Genomic DNA, 15,630 nt, shown 5'->3' with positions numbered 1-15,630 from the left:
ACAAGCTATCTGTAGCCATAACATGAGGAATTGGTGTTATTGTTATGGACTTAAGTCCTTACTACAAGCTATCTATAGCCATAGCATGGGGATTGGTGTTACTGTTGTGGACTTAAGTCCTTACTACAAGCTATCTGTAGCCATAGCATGGGGAATCGGTGGTACTGTTATGGCGACGAGGGGCACTGAAGCTGCGACACCAGCTAGAGCGTCGGTAGCAGGGATTCGAGTTCTGACTATAGGCTTTATAGCTGCATTCTTCACTCCCTTTGGAGTGCCATTAGTGCTCTAGACTTGCCATTCCGTTAGCTATCTTACCTGAAGACCAGTACTAGTTACCTCATTGACCTGTGGGTCTAATGGCATAAGTTGTTAAAAATCATAAATTTTTTGGATTTAGGTCAGGTCGGACTCAGCATCGGTCAGGATTTGACGTACTGTTATCCCCCAAGCGGGAGTCACCTGAGACTGAGGACGATCGTCACCCCTGAACACCGTATCCTCATACTGTCCATCCACCCAAACACAAACGGTCACCTGCTGAACTCTGGATCCACAATCCAATATTCTGCAATGCCCCTAGCTGCATATTCAGTGTGCTTGTAGCAATAGTCTCGATTGCGATTGTCAGCACCAGGTGACACGACTTCCATCACTAACAGCGGTGGGGGGCATATCACGGGTGATAGTAGCGCGGTTTGCCGATCTAATTGCTGCTTTCGAGGCATCTGTATGCACCAGTAAATCAGGAATGCGACAACAGGCTCTTCGGCCTGTAACCTCAATCTCGGTGTCTTTGTAGGCAATCAAGGTGATGGGCGCGTGCTTCAGCAACTCCAGGATGAGTCGGCGAGCAATGTTATTGTTCAAATCACTCTCTGGAGGCATAGCTTGTAACACTCCATCTACAAGTTCATAGCGCGTATCAGTGCCATCGTCGTAGCGTAGATAGTCGGCAATCGTGAGCAGGGTTGAGGGTGATGGAGCGGTTTGCGTCATAGTTGCTACTGGGATCAGGGGGAATGTTCGGTGAGATGACCAATGCGAATGGGAGTTTTGGAGGGATCGGCCTGGAGGCGATCGTGGTTTTGGATCAGGTAGTCGATCGCCTGCTTGAAGTAAACCTTGTCGCCGGTGTGAAAAATTGAACGGTCTAAATCGACAGCCTGTAGCCTAGCCCGAATACTGTCACGATAGGCATCATCATGGATGAGCCGTAACGCAAGCTGGATATATTGCTCAGGGGTAGTTGCCACAAGTTCTCCCAGGCCCACCTGACGTAACATGTGGGAGCCAATGCGCCCGTACCATCGATTGCCTTCAAAGGTGATAGTTGGCTTGCGGAGGAACAACCCATCGGCGATCGTGTTACACCCACCAAAATGGTAGGAATCTAAACACATATCCCCCTCTTCCATCATAGCCATGTAGTCAGCATAGGGCTTAGCTGGAATGACTTCCACGTGATCTGACCCTAATAGAGCCGTAAGATCCTTCACGAAGGGTAAAAAGTCATTCTTGCGCAGGAGTGCTGCCCCAGAGAAGAACCGAAAGAGGAGGGGTTTTTGAGCCTGACGCAAGATCGCTTGCAGATAGCACACTAGGGGATAGTTGATCTTCTGGGCAAACCAGGAACAGTTGATGATGAACTCTGGCCGGGTTTTGGTGGGATGTTGCAGGGTATAGTCTGGGCGGTTGTGAATAGCGCCAGCTCCTGGCAGTAAGACTAGACGCTCTGAGTAGTTGTGTTCTGCACCTGTAGGCACTTCCACGTCGGCACCGCTGATGTAGTAGTCAATATCAGCGCCGTAGGTGCTGACTGAATGCCCCAGGCCGCATACTTGAATGGGCGCTATACGAAGATTAGACAGGAAAATGCTCTCCATGCTCATGCCAATGTCCGGGTAGTAGACGAGGGCAAAGTCATTGTGTTGAATAGCATCAATAACTAGGCTGCCATTGCTGGCATATACGTAACGCACCCGTTTGAAGCAGCCTACATCAATGTCATTATGGCTGCCAATGGTTCCCAAATGCACCAAAGTCAGCTCGTAGTCGTCCTTGAGAGCGTCTACAAACTCCGAGAGAATTCGGTAGACGGAGTGACGTGAAAACCACAGGGCAGAGACGATCGCCAGCTTTTTGGGATTGGGTTGGTTGTGGATCACCGTTGCTGTCCGAAAGGGACTTGCTTGAATGGAAGCATTGATGCGCTGTTTGAGCAGCCGATCCTGTTCACCATCGATGTAGGTTGCCCCAAAGCTAAGGTCATCAACCCGATAGAAGGTAGTAAGGTGCTCATGATGATAGACTAGGTGCTCCCGCAGGTTTTGATAGGCTACTGGATTCACTACGCCTGAGCGGTAGCTCTCTAGGTAACAGGCATACCACAAGCAAGCCAGTTGGGGATTGGTGGCAAAGATTAGATCACGATCCATGCGCACCGTATTGCGAGCAGAATACAGCGTTAGAAACTTGGCAAAGTTATTGGCTTGATCGCGCAAAATTTCTAGATAGGCATCGGTTGTTTTGAAACTGGAGATGGCCACTAGGTTGGAAATGGTGAGGTTGAGTTGCAGAAATCGCGAGACATGCCGATCGCTAAGGATGTAGTCTGGCTGCACGAACAGGTATAAGAAGTTTTGCACAAAGGCGTTGATGAAATATTGGGCAGCCGGAGAAAGGCTGAAGTAAGTCTTGGTTTCAAAATGCTCTAGGACTTGGATGAACCGCTCAGACAACTGCTCATAGTGCTGATTGAGGTAGAGTTGCATCAACTCACGGGGGTTGATTTGGGGGTTGTTAGGGTCAAATGGGGCCTCTGTAGGTTGATCTAGGGCTGGCCTGGGCTTATTAGCCATATCCTGTAGCTGGGCGTACAGCCATGTCACTACCCTGGTATAGGTTTTAGGGTGCACTAGTGACAGCATTCCTGGACGATGGAACTGTTGAGCTGCCTGTACCAGCTTAGGGTAGCTAGGTAGGGCATCCTGCTGCACAAAAAACAACAGGTTCTGGGCATACCAAGGTTGAACCCGATCGCTAGCCCATACTTGCGCTCGCAGACAGTCAATCACCAGATAGCCACGCTGGTGAAACCGTTCTACCCAATAGTCCACCCACTGCTCATTGACATGGCCATCCCCACCCTGGAAGGGAATAGCAGCAGAAAAGAGAATCACAGAACCCAGGGCGGTTAAGGAAGCTACAAAGCAATCAGCACAGTCAGCGGGCAAATGTTCAGCCGTTTCTAGGCTTACAACTAAATCAAAGGTTCGCCCCAAGTTCAAGGGCTGTTTCAAGTCATGGCTCAAAAACTCATTGGGCGTGATTAGCCGTAATTCCGGATCCACATAGTCGCCGTCTACCCCCAGACAGTCAATCACTCCAGCAGCTTTGAATACACTTAGCCATGTACCTGTACCGCAGCCGACATCAATAACACTGCGGGGTTGCACCAAGTCCATGACGATGGGCACTACTTCCTGCGCCGATTGCAGCGAGCCATCTTGGTGCCATTCATAAAATTTCCGGGTATAGAGGTTTGCTTCCACTGTCGCTCTGCCAGGGTTGATAGATGTGAACGCTCCTACGCAATAGGATGGTCAAACGGGGAAAAAGATTGATGAATGTCAGGGCGATCGCCTACCACTACACCGTCATGCTCTACCCAAGCATGGGCAGTCAATTGTCTGGCATCACGGGCTACTCCAATACGTAAATCAGCCATGATACCTCGCCGCCGCAATAGCCACCATAGCACCAGCGATCGTTGCAGGCAATTAGCCTTCCAGAAGCCGTGGGTTGTTGCCGCTTGCACCAACCGAGCAATGGTGTAAACTTGCCCTTGCCGTGCAGATCTAGGCTGTTGTTGAGATGACGAGCGAGCTAGTAGGTTCTTCACTAGCGTAAATCCTAGCAAATGTAGTCCCAAGGCGATGCAGGGCAACAAGACGATCGCCTGACCAAACACCCATCGATAGGATGGAGACAACCGCCAAAAGGTATGCCAGTTATGCTGAAATAACTTCCACCAAGCCATGGGCCTGCAACTCCTCAATCAAGGTCTGAAGATCATCGCGAAGCGTTTCTGGATCCACATCATATTCTTCCAGCAGTTGATCATAGGCCGCTTGAATAGAGGCTGCATTCGACAGGCACAGAATCATACGAGTACCTACATCATCTAGACCAAAGTAGGTTTCACTGTCTAGGTTCAGCAGTACTGACTCTCCGTCTAACTCCCGAATGAGCACATCACTAGGAATTTTGACCCGTCCTGCAAAGGAAATAACCAAGCCTTCACCGCCTATTCTTGATGACAATTGCTACTCAATATACTGTAGCAGTAGGCCAAGACTGTAGCGGTAGGTAAACAACTGAAGCTCGTCGTGAAGGCCTAATCTCGCTAGGAACTGCACATTCCATAGTAACAATGCCAGTCGCCGCTTTGAGATAGGCAGAGTTTATGTCCTCACTGGAAACGTCCTAACTAGGCTGCATTGCCACATTTGACGGGTTATGCCTCTCAACAGAGAATACACAACAAGGCTGGTAAGAAAGACTTAGTTGCCCAGGATGCTTGAAGAGAGCGTCCAGACATCCTTTACAATTTGGAGAACAGCTTTTCAAGAATTCCCATGAATCCAGAGCTTGAAATCCGTCGTCTACTGGACTTGATGCCTGCTTCTGGTCGCATGTTGACCAAGATTGTAAGTAAGCCAGAGCAATCTCAAGTGATTACAAGTCAGTTTCCACTGCCCTGGATGCGGGTGCGTCCAATTTTGATTAACTTCGACCTGTGGAGTGAGTTGAAGCGTCCTCAGCGGGATATGCTGCTGTTGCATCAAGTCAGCCGCTTGACAGCCATCCGTTGGTTTAAGCCAGATCTCTATCAAGGGTTAACGCTAGCTGGAGCAATTTGGACAGGGGTAGAGTTTTTTCAGGGGGATGTGATGGGGACGCTAGTGGCCGGAATGCTAGCGGGGTTAGCAGGTAATCAGATTTGGCGATCGAACAACACTGCTCGTCAGGAACTAGCTGCGGATGATACAGCCCTAGAAGTAGCTCAGCGGCGGGGCTATGAAGCTCCAGAAGCAGCACGACATTTAATTACTGCAATCGAGGCGGTTGCTCAAATTGAGCGTCGTAGTCTAACCTTTATGGAGCTAGTGCGCTGTCATAATTTGCGGGCGATCGCGGGACTGTCTCCTGTAGGTGCGCCCCAGTCAATGAAGCGAGAGTAGCCCCTATGAATTCATTTATTCTCGGCATCCAAGCCAGTCTATTGGCAGGATTAGCCACCTTTGTGGGAGCATTACCCGTAGTGCTGACCCAAAAGCTCAGCCAGCGTGCGATCACAGTTTTGTTAGGCTTTGGTGGCGGTGTGATGTTAGCGGCAACCGCCTTCTCGCTGATTATTCCTGGCACTGAAGTTGCCCTGGCTAAGGGGTTCTCGAACCCTGTGGCGGCGTTGGTGATGGCAATTGGCCTGACGATCGGAGGGGCTTTTCTAGCCGTTGCCCATCGTCTGTTTCCCCATGAACACTTTGTCAAAGGTAAGGATGGCAGTAGCAACTTGGCACGAGTGTGGTTGTTTATCATTGCCATTGCTCTGCATAACTTTCCAGAGGGATTGGCTGTAGGGGTCAGTTTTGGAGGTGATAATGTGCAGCAGGGCATAATTACTGCTATTGGCATCAGTCTGCAAAATATGCCCGAAGGTTTGATTGTTGCCGTTTCCCTGGTTGCCGAGGGCTACACCGTTGCCTATGCCTTGGGGATCAGCTTGCTGACAGCACTGGTGGAACCCATTGGGGGTGTGATTGGGGTGAGTGTGGTCAGTCTAGCCCAGTTCATTTTGCCGTGGGCACTGGCCTTTGCTGCTGGTGCTATGCTGTTTGTCATCTGTGATGAAATTATCCCAGAAACGCATCAACGCGGAAAAGAGCATGAAGGGACGATCGGCATCATTGCTGGATTTCTAGTGATGATGGTGTTGGATATTGCCTTTAGCTAGACCACTGGTATAGTTCTAACGGTAATGCCCTAGTTATTGGATAACGATGGAATGCCAGCTAAGTCTAGGATTTGTGGGATTAAATCTTCACGTCGCACCGCCATCAAATGGACACCCTGGCAGAGTTGACGGGCAAGGTTCACCTGTTCAGCCGCGATCGCAATGCCTTCTTGCAAGGGGTCAGAGGCTTTTTCTAGGCGGTCGATAATAGCATCGGGAATCTGAACCCCAGGAACAGCGCGATTGATAAAGCGAGCGTTTTTAGCCGACTTGAGCAAAAAGATACCTGCCAGTACGGGCTTATCAACACCAGCAGCGATCTGGGTCATGAACTTGTCGAGGCGATCAAAATCTGACACCAGTTGACTCTGAAAAAACTGCGCCCCAGCCGCTAGCTTGCGTTCAAATCGACGCTGTAAGCCCGACCAACTGGGACATTGGGGATCAACGGCTGCTCCTGCAAACAGGGTAGTTGCTCCATCGGGCAAGGCCCTATCTTCCCAGTCGAGGCCATGGTTAAGCTTATCCACCAGTTGCAACAAGCGCACAGATTCCAGGTCAAACACTGGCTTAGCACCCGGCTGATCCCCCGCCTTCACCGGATCACCCGTCAACGCCAATACGTTATGGATCCCTAAAGCCTGGGCACCCAATAGATCAGCCTGCAACCCAATGCGATTGCGATCGCGGCAAGCCACTTGGTACACAGGCTCAATGCCATGCTGCAACAACACTACTGACGCAGCCAACGACGACATGCGCATCACTGCCCGGCTGCCATCGGTCACATTAACCGCATGAACTCGATGCCTTAGCATCTGCGCCATCTGCACCATATGGGTTACATCTGCTCCCTTGGGCGGTGCCACCTCGGCAGTAATCAAAAACTCTTTAGCTCGAATGGCCTGGGCAAATCTGCTCTGCGGCTCTATGTTCAGCGGCTGACAAACAGACATACTAGCTAGGCATCTCTACAAAACTGGTCACTAGCGGCGTTAGTCAGGCTGGTTGGGTCTCCGCTAACGCCACAACCCAACCATTAGGTTATGGATTTAAGTCATGGATGCGTTACCCAATCATGCTGGAGCCATAGCCCATAGCAATTCCCTTAACCACAGAATACAGCGCTGGCAACACGGGATTTTGCAGGAGTTGCAGTAGTAAGAAGCCCAAGATAGGAGAGAAATCAAGCCCTCCTAGTGGGGGAATGATACTACGAAAAATATTGAGGTAGGGATCGGTAAGCTGGCTCAGGATCGAGAAGGGGGGATTATACCAATTGACTTGGGGAAACCAGCTCAACAGAATCCGAATAATCAACAACAGCAAATAAATCTGAATGAAGTTGCTCAAAACTTGGAAAAACAATGTTACGGGATCCATAGCAACAATCGCTCCTTTGATAACTACCAAGAACACCTAGCTTACACAAGCCTACACATTACACAAGCTTACACATTAGTCATGTTAGCGAGTCATGTTAGCGAGTCATGTCAGTGTTAGTTCAGCATACCGAACTCTACCGTTGCTGACCAGAGCCTCAGGGCAGAAAACGTTTGCACGTAACTTGAAATAACAATGACAACACACAACATGTCCGTAATCGAAATGTCTGTGATACAGGCGTAACATTCCTTTGAACCCATCACATCTGTATAACCTTTATAAAGTGTATAACTTGGTTGCTAGTTCAACGATACCTTGACCATAATAGTGAACAAGCAACAGTCTCGTAGCTATTCACACTATAGATAGCCCCTGTGTGTTTACCCTTCTCCCAACAGGCAGTGGGGGACTAGCTGAGTTGGGGAAGCAGTTTTCCCTATCCGCGGGGGGGAAAGGTGTTGAAGATGGGTGCAGACCGACGGATTGAGAACTAGTTGTCATGGATAGGTTTGCTCTCCCATGGTTAATTCTAGAGACTTGGTATCAGTGATTATTCGGATGCCAGTAGTGGTTACAGCAGGCACATCCGTGAAAGATACTGTGTCTGAAATATACAATACATCTTTCCGTAATCAAACGAATCAACCATTAAGTTGTAATCAAGATCACATTCTAACCAACTTATCAACACCTGTCCTCCATGCCCAGGTGCGATCGAGCTGTGCGATCGTGGCTGATGGTAACCAAGTAGTGGGCCTGATCACGATGCAAGATCTGGTGCGGCTGATTGCAACTGGTGTAAACCTAGAGACTACGCCTGTCGGCACTGTGGCTACTACACCTGTGGCAACCTTGCCAGAGGCTGAACTCACGACAATTGCAGGGATAGCAACAGTATTGCAGCAACAGGGGGTTGACTATGGGGCGATCGTCAACTCAGAGGGACAAGTCGTCGGAATTGTGACTCAGAACATCTTACAAATGTGTCTATATGCAGCGCAACTGGCACAGTATGGGCAGACCTCAGTGCAACAACAATGCCGGCTTATATCTCTATTGGAATCTTTGCCAGTGGGAATTTTTCGCACCAATGCTGAGGGTAACTGCGTATACGCTAACCAGCGTCTGTGTCAAATGGCTGGGATAACCGCGGAAGAAACCCGTGGATACGGTTGGCTCAAGACTATTTATCCTGACGATCGCGATGCATTGCTGAACGAGTGGCAAGCTGCCATAGCAAATCAACGGCCCTTTCAGATGGAATATCGGTTACAAACTGCCACAGGCCAAGTCATCTGGGTCTACGGTCATGCGGTGCCTGAGTACCACGAGATGAATCAAATAGTGGGGTACGTGGGCACGATTATCGACATCAGCGATCGCAAGCAAACTGAACTAGCTCTTAGGCAGAGTGAAGCCACTAGCCGAGCCATGCTTGCAGCCATCCCAGACCTGATGTTTCGAGTCAGCCGAGATGGGGTATATCAAGACATTGCCAACAATCGACCCCAAATTGACCTGTTGGCAAATTGTGACCGAATCGGGCAGACATTGATGGAAACCCTGCCGCCTGAGATTGCTCACCGCCATTTGGCCCATATTCACCAAGCCCTGAGCACTGGGCAACTGCAAGTTTATGAACAGCAGGTGCAGATTGGCAATCGGCTGCAAACAGAAGAAGTGCGGGTGATGAAAAGCCGTGAAGATGAAGTGCTCATGATGATTCGGGACATTAGCGATCGTAAAGCTGCCGAACAAGCCCTCAAAATCCAGCGAGACTTTAACCAACTGATTGCCGAGATTACTAGTTGCTTTGTCGATGTAGATGCAGCCGAGTTAGACCCAGAAATTCAGCACGCCCTACAACGGTTGGGTGAAGCTATTGATGTAGATACAAGCTACATCATTCGGTTCAGCCCTGGAGACCGAATAGAAGCTGGGCGCACGTTGAGCATGACCCACCAATGGAGCCGCCCTGGCTACCCGTCGCAGCAGTCTCTTGTGCAAAATCTGCCCCTGAATAGTCTGCCCTGGGCCAATACTAAAATCTTGCAACGGGACATTGTTTGTGTGCCCGATGTGGAAAATTTGCCTGCGATCGCGGCATCTGATCAAGCGGTGTGGCAGCAGTTTCAAGTCAGGGCAGTCTTGGCTGTGCCCCTGGTGCAAAAATCGACGGTCGTAGGGCTAATGGGGTTTGCCTCCCTCACATACCCCATATCATGGGATCCCCAGATTGTTCGTCTGTTGAGAGTCGTAGCCCAAACCATTGCTAGTGCTCAAGAGCGTGCTGAAGCCACTCAGCAACTCTACCTGAGTGAGGAACGGCTACGGTTGGCCCTAGCCGCCACTAATCAGGGGCTGTATGACCTCAACTTGCAAACTGGTGATGCGATAGTGAATGCAGACTATGCCACGATGTTGGGCTACGACCCAGCTACCTTTGAAGAAACAACCGCCAAATGGATTGAGCGTCTACATCCCGACGATCGAGCCTCTACAGTAGCTACTTACCAAGCTTACATAGCCGGTGAGATTCCGACCTACTGCGTTGAGTTTCGCCAGCGTACCCAGAGTGGTAACTACATCTGGACTCTCTCCTCAGGCAAGATAGTAGCTTGGGATGCCAATGGCCAACCTCTGCGCATGTTGGGTACCCATGTCGATATTACCGAGCGCAAACAGGCAGAAATGGATCGCTTGCAAGCTGAGCAAACCCGCCGCGAGCTGAACCTATTGGAAAATATTCTGGATGTGATTCTAGCAGGCTACTGGGACTGGGACATTCTCCACGATATACCTTACCTGAGTCCTGGGTTTAAGCGCATGTTTGGCTACGCAGACCACGAACTGCCCAACGTCCATGCAAGTTGGCAGACCCTAATGCTACCTGAAGATTTACCCAAGGTTCTGGCCAGTTTTGAGCAGCATTTCCGTAGTCGGGGGGCTAGTCCATGCTACAACGAGGTGCGCTATCGCCACAAAGACGGCAGAGTCATTTGGGTGATGTGCGTGGGCAAGGTCATTGAGTGGGATGCTGGGGGCAATCCCCTGCGGATGGTGGGTTGCCACATAGATATCACCCGCCGCAAGCAGGCAGAGGCCGAATTACAGGCTGCTAAAGAGGAACTAGAGCGGTTCTTTACCCTGGCCTTGAACTTGTTCTGCATTGCAGATAGCGATGGACGGTTCCTGCGCTTGAACCTAGCTTGGGAGCACACCCTCGGTTACAGTCTTGCCGAGCTAGAAGGGCAATCGTTCATAGCCTTTGTCCATCCCGATGATGTTGAGCCTACTCTGGCGACTATTGCCAAGCTCAAAGAGCAACAACTGGTACAAAGCTTTGTGAATCGCTATCGCTGTAAGGATGGCAGCTATCGCTATCTGGAATGGTATGCCTGTTTGTATGATTCGTTGGTCTATGCAACAGCCCGTGATATTACTGAGCAACAGCAAGCCGAGTTGCAACTACACCGCAGTAACGCCCATCTCAGGATGGCACAGCGCATTGGCAAGTTAGGCAGTTGGGAGTTTAGCGTGCAAACCGGGGATGTTTACTGGTCTGAAGAGGTGTTTACTATGTTTGGGCTAGATCCTCAGGATGGTGCACCTAGTTTTGAGCGGTTGCAACAGTGCTTACATCCCGACGATCGCACTATTCACGCGCAGACCGTGCAGACTGCTATCGAGACTATTCAACCTTACACCATCGAACTGCGTGCCTATCGTCCTGATGGCACCTTAGTGTATATGCAGGCCCAGGGAGAGCCGATCGTCGATGCAGACGGCACCCTAATCCAACTAGTAGGCACCGTACTTGATATCACTGATCGCAAACAAGCTGAGGAACAAATTCGCCGCTATGCAGCCCAGCTAGAAGCCTCGAATCGAGAGCTAGAAGCCTTTGCCTACTCGGTGTCTCACGACCTGCGGGCACCACTGCGGGCGATCGATGGCTTTAGCAAAGCTCTGCTAGAAGATTATGGTAATCAAATCAGCGATGAGGGGAAAGACTACTTCGATCGCATCCGGAAAAATGTCAGCCGCATGGGCAGCCTCATTGAGGATTTGCTCAACTTGTCGAGGGTATCGCGGGTAAATATCCGGTATACCACCGTTGACCTCAGTGCTATGGCGCAATCTATCCTAGACGAGTTACAGGCAACTTCTCCAGAGCGAGCAGTAACCTGCCATGTTGCACCGAGCCTAATCGTTACGGCTGATGCTACCCTTATGCGGGTTGTGCTGACTAATCTGTTACACAACGCCTGGAAGTTTACTAGTCATCACCCTACGGCCTGCATTGAAGTTGGTAGTTTCACCCGCGACGATCGCCTAGTTTACTTCGTTCGCGATGACGGCGCTGGCTTTGATATGGCCTTTGCCAACATGCTGTTTGGCGTGTTCCAACGGTTACACAACACCACGGAGTTTCCAGGCACAGGCGTGGGGCTAGCTGCGGTGCAACGGGCTATTCATCGTCACGGTGGGCAGATTTGGGCAGAGGCTGCTGTTGAACAAGGTGCCACTTTCTACTTCACGATTCCCACCATGTCTCTGCCTCCAGGAGATCAGCCATGACGATCGTGCGTCCCATCCTGTTGGTGGAAGACAACTCCGATGATGAAGCCCTGACCCTGCGCGCCTTACGTCGTGGCAGGATTACCAACCCAATTCACATTGCCCGCAATGGAGAAGAAGCCCTAACCATGCTGTTTTCAGCTAATCTTCTACCAACCGTCGTCATGCTAGATTTGAAACTTCCTAAAATCGATGGGCTAGAGGTGTTGCGCCGCATCCGCGCCCATCCCCCCACTCGTCTCTTGCCGGTTGTGGTGCTAACTTCCTCCAGCGAAGAGCGAGACATTGTTGAGAGCTATAACCTAGGTGCCAATAGCTATGTGCGGAAGCCTGTGGACATTGATCAGTTCATGACAGCTGTAGGGCAACTAGGGTTGTATTGGGCGCTGATTAATGAACCACTACCAGGAGGGTTATGACGATGGAGTGTCCTTTGCGCGTCTTATTAATTGAAGACTCAGAAGATGATGCCTTGCTGATCATCCGAGAATTGCGTCGTGATTATGCTGACCTGCAATGGCAACAGGTGCAAACGGCTAAAACCCTATGTGAGGCCCTAGCCAATCACCCCTGGGATGTCATCATTTCTGACTATCGGTTGCCGGGCTTTAACGCCCCCGCTGCCCTAGAGATTCTGCACGAGAGTGGCCTAGATATTCCTTTTATTGTGGTGTCAGGGACGATCGGTGAGCGCTCTGCGGTAGAGATGATGAAGGCTGGTGCCCATGACTATGTGATGAAAGACAACTTGGCCCGGTTGCCTGAAGCAATCCGACGAGAAGTCCGGGATGCCAAAACGCGGGCAGAGCGCCGCCAGTCTGAGATTGCCCTAATCCAAAGCGAAGCTAAGAGCCGTGCCATCCTAGCAGCTATTCCCGACTTGATGTTTCGGGTAGGGGCTGACGGCGTTTATCGAGAAGTCGTGACCAATAACCTGGAATTGGAGCTGTTCTTTAAAGGGCGGAATCCAGTGGGGTTAGCCATAGCAGAGTTAGTGCCAGAGGATGTTGCTGCCCGCAAATATCACTATATGCAGCTTGCCTTGACCACAGGCAAACTCCAGGTCTATGAACAACAGTTGCAAGTCGATGGCTTGATTCGTGATGAAGAGGTGCGGGTGGTGAAAAGTGGCCCGGATGAGGTGCTGTTTATGATTCGAGATATTAGCGATCGTAAACGCATAGAGCGGCAACTCCAGCACCTGAACCAAGAGCTAGAAGCCAAGGTGGAGCGCCGAACTGCCCAACTGCAACAAATCAATGAACAACTGGTGAAAGCAACCCGTCTGAAGGATGAGTTTTTAGCCACCATGAGCCATGAACTGCGCACACCCCTCAATGCCATCATGGGGATGGCTGAAGGCTTGCAGGAAGGAGTCTTTGCCGAGTTGAACCCTGCCCAACTCAGGGCCGTGCAGACCATCGATCGCAGTGCAGCCCACTTGCTAGAACTTATCAATGACATTCTAGATTTAGCCAAGGTAGAAGCTGGGCAAATCGAGCTAGAATGCATCCCCACGGCGATCGTACCCCTTTGTTCTGCCAGCCTAGCCTTTGTGCGCCATCAAGTCTTGAAAAAGCAGATTCAGCTAGACACAAAATTTCCCACAACACTGCCAGATGTAGTAATTGACGAGCGGCGCATTCGCCAAGTGTTAATTAACCTGCTGAGTAATGCTGTCAAATTCACACCAGAGGGGGGGTGCATCACCCTAGAAATAGAGTTCCAGCCCTCAGAACAAGACTGTGGTTGGCTCCACATTGCCGTTCGGGATACAGGGATTGGCATCGCCCCAGAGCATATGGATAAGCTGTTTCAGCCCTTTGTGCAAATTGACAGCGCCCTCAACCGCCAATACATGGGCACTGGCCTAGGCCTAGTGCTAGTGAAGCGCATTGTGGAGATGCATGGTGGCTACGTAACAGTCACCAGTGAAGTGGGAGTAGGTAGTTGTTTTACTATTGTCCTCCCATGCAACACATGGACTGCTTGTCACCCGCAACCACCAGTTCTATCAGGTAGTAGCACCAGCAACCTCCCCAACCAACCTGTGCAAGAAACATCTCCCCTAGTGTTGTTAGCCGATGATAACGATGCCAACATCAGTAGCATCTCTAGCTATCTCAAAGCCAAGGGCTATCGCTTGGTGCTAGCGAGAAATGGACAAGAGGTCGTGCAGCAAGCTCAGGTTAGTAAGCCTGACGTAATTGTGATGGATGTGCAAATGCCTGTGATCGATGGCCTAGAGGCAATGCGACAGATTCGCCACCACCCTCAGCTAGCAACAGTACCTATCATCGCTTTGACAGCGTTAGCCATGACGGGCGATCGAGAACGCTGTATAGCGGCAGGTGCCAATGACTACCTTAGCAAGCCCGTGAAGCTCAAACATTTGACAACTATGATCCAGCGGTATGTGAATCGCCATAGATGCCACCCATGAATCTTGCAGACACTATGCCCAGTATGAATAGCATTCCCATTGATCAGCCCCCTGTAACCCTAGCTCTCAATGAGCCGATCACGATGGATACCAGTCTTTATCTTTCACATTGCATATCACTAATTCACTACGACCATGGATCAACTACGGAACCCCTCCATCCTCGTTGTTGATGACGAGCCTGATAACTTTGATGTCATCGAAACGTTACTGAGTGTAGATGCAGCCTTGCCGGGACGAGCACCAGCCTGGGATTTACACTACGCTGCCAGCGGACAAGAGGCGATCGAAGCCATGGACACCTTTAACCCAGACCTAATCTTACTAGATGTCATGATGCCAGACATGAACGGGCTAGAAGTTTGTCAACGGCTTAAGGCCATGCCCAAGTGGCAGGCTGTGCCCATCATTATGGTGACAGCCTTGAATACCAAGTTTGATCTAGCCCAGTGCCTACATGCTGGAGCTGACGACTTTATAGGCAAGCCCGTGAATGCCCTGGAACTGAGAGCTAGGGTACAGGCGATGTTGCGCATCAAGCAGCAATATGATGCCCTGCAAACCCTGCTCAAACTGCGAGAAGATATGGTGCATATGATTGTGCACGACTTACGTAACCCCCTGAGCAATATCCTGCTAGGGGTGGAGATTCTGAGAACCATTGACTATCCCAAAGAAAAACAACAGCAAAAACTAGGACAAATTCACAGTGCTGCTCAGCGCTTGCAACTCTTGATTGATGACTTGTTGAAAATTGCCCTGATTGAATCGGGGGAATTGCGCCTTAATCGCACAGAGATTAGCTTGAGAGAGTTACTGCAATCCGTAGTGGCTGGGTTTGAGGCGATCGCCAGCCAAAAAGACCAGACCCTAGTGACTAAACTGCCTATCTCAGACCGACCCATTAACGTTGATGTCGTAGCCATCCATCGCGCTTTGGACAATCTGCTCTCCAATGCAATCAAGTTTTCCCCTCGTCACAGTCAAATTGTTGTTGTTGGCAAGTTTCTAGACTCTGGAGCAGCCGTTATTCAAGTGATTGATGCTGGCCCAGGCGTGCCCGAAACCTTGCAACAGAAAATCTTTGAGAAGTACGAAATTGGCACTATCATGCCAGATGTAACCCAGATAGGCTTAGGATTAGCATTCTGCAAGATGGTCATTGAAGCCCATGGCGGCACAATCTGCGTTGAAAACAACC

General features: G+C 50.3%; 12 protein-coding genes and 1 pseudogene. 7 read left to right on the top strand and 6 right to left on the bottom strand.

Features of this window, described 5'->3' with window-relative positions:
- Window positions 1-292, top strand: a 292-nt coding sequence (locus NZ772_02820; GenBank protein ID MCS6812491.1) for a hypothetical protein, incomplete at its 5' end; no start/stop codon positions are given.
- A 104-nt stretch (window positions 293-396) separates the two neighbouring features.
- On the opposite strand, the pseudogene NZ772_02815 reads toward NZ772_02820, so the two are convergent.
- The 4 genes and pseudogenes from NZ772_02815 to NZ772_02800 form a co-directional block, all read right to left on the bottom strand.
- Window positions 397-999: pseudogene (locus NZ772_02815) on the bottom strand (Uma2 family endonuclease).
- Between the two features lie 14 nt (window positions 1,000-1,013).
- Window positions 1,014-3,554 carry a methyltransferase domain-containing protein gene (locus NZ772_02810; protein MCS6812490.1) on the bottom strand — a complete coding sequence of 847 codons (2,541 nt, stop codon included), beginning with the start codon at window positions 3,552-3,554 and terminating at the stop codon, window positions 1,014-1,016.
- A 35-nt stretch (window positions 3,555-3,589) separates the two neighbouring features.
- Window positions 3,590-4,042: a lasso peptide biosynthesis B2 protein gene (locus NZ772_02805; GenBank protein ID MCS6812489.1), complete on the bottom strand. Its 453-nt coding sequence runs from the start codon at window positions 4,040-4,042 to the stop codon at window positions 3,590-3,592.
- Window positions 4,014-4,325 carry a PqqD family protein gene (locus NZ772_02800; GenBank protein MCS6812488.1) on the bottom strand — a complete coding sequence of 104 codons (312 nt, stop codon included), beginning with the start codon at window positions 4,323-4,325 and terminating at the stop codon, window positions 4,014-4,016. The genes NZ772_02805 and NZ772_02800 overlap by 29 nt, the downstream gene beginning before the upstream one ends.
- A 315-nt stretch (window positions 4,326-4,640) precedes the next feature.
- Between NZ772_02800 and NZ772_02795 the strand changes: the two genes are divergently transcribed.
- Both NZ772_02795 and NZ772_02790 read left to right on the top strand, forming a co-directional pair.
- Complete coding sequence (locus NZ772_02795) at window positions 4,641-5,246, top strand: DUF3318 domain-containing protein (protein MCS6812487.1); 606 nt, start codon at window positions 4,641-4,643, stop codon at window positions 5,244-5,246.
- A gap of 5 nt (window positions 5,247-5,251) precedes the next feature.
- The gene (locus NZ772_02790) at window positions 5,252-6,019 is read left to right on the top strand and encodes a ZIP family metal transporter (protein MCS6812486.1); all 768 of its coding nucleotides are present in this window, start codon (window positions 5,252-5,254) and stop codon (window positions 6,017-6,019) included.
- Window positions 6,020-6,048: 29 nt separating this feature from the next.
- Here NZ772_02790 and NZ772_02785 read toward each other — a convergent pair whose 3' ends face one another.
- Together NZ772_02785 and NZ772_02780 are read right to left on the bottom strand one after the other, a co-directional pair.
- On the bottom strand, window positions 6,049-6,975 hold the full coding sequence (locus tag NZ772_02785) for a methylenetetrahydrofolate reductase (protein MCS6812485.1): 927 nt from the start codon (window positions 6,973-6,975) through the stop codon (window positions 6,049-6,051).
- Window positions 6,976-7,087: 112 nt separating this feature from the next.
- On the bottom strand, window positions 7,088-7,402 hold the full coding sequence (locus NZ772_02780) for a YggT family protein (protein MCS6812484.1): 315 nt from the start codon (window positions 7,400-7,402) through the stop codon (window positions 7,088-7,090).
- 522 nt (window positions 7,403-7,924) lie between these two features.
- On the opposite strand from NZ772_02780, the gene NZ772_02775 reads away from it, so the two are divergent.
- From NZ772_02775 to NZ772_02760, 4 genes are all read left to right on the top strand, one after another.
- On the top strand, window positions 7,925-11,986 hold the full coding sequence (locus tag NZ772_02775) for a PAS domain-containing protein (protein ID MCS6812483.1): 4,062 nt from the start codon (window positions 7,925-7,927) through the stop codon (window positions 11,984-11,986).
- Window positions 11,983-12,405: a response regulator gene (locus NZ772_02770; GenBank protein ID MCS6812482.1), complete on the top strand. Its 423-nt coding sequence runs from the start codon at window positions 11,983-11,985 to the stop codon at window positions 12,403-12,405. The genes NZ772_02775 and NZ772_02770 overlap by 4 nt, the downstream gene beginning before the upstream one ends.
- Window positions 12,406-12,407: 2 nt before the next feature.
- The gene (locus tag NZ772_02765; protein MCS6812481.1) at window positions 12,408-14,429 is read left to right on the top strand and encodes a response regulator; all 2,022 of its coding nucleotides are present in this window, start codon (window positions 12,408-12,410) and stop codon (window positions 14,427-14,429) included.
- A gap of 135 nt (window positions 14,430-14,564) precedes the next feature.
- On the top strand, window positions 14,565-15,630 hold a 1,066-nt coding region (locus tag NZ772_02760), incomplete at its 3' end, for a response regulator (protein MCS6812480.1).

It is taken from the genome of Cyanobacteriota bacterium (genome assembly GCA_025054735.1).
Taxonomy (GTDB): Bacteria; Cyanobacteriota; Cyanobacteriia; order SKYG9; family SKYG9; genus SKYG9.
Note: the sequence above shows the minus strand (reverse complement) of the source record. Positions and strands in the feature narration are given on the sequence as shown.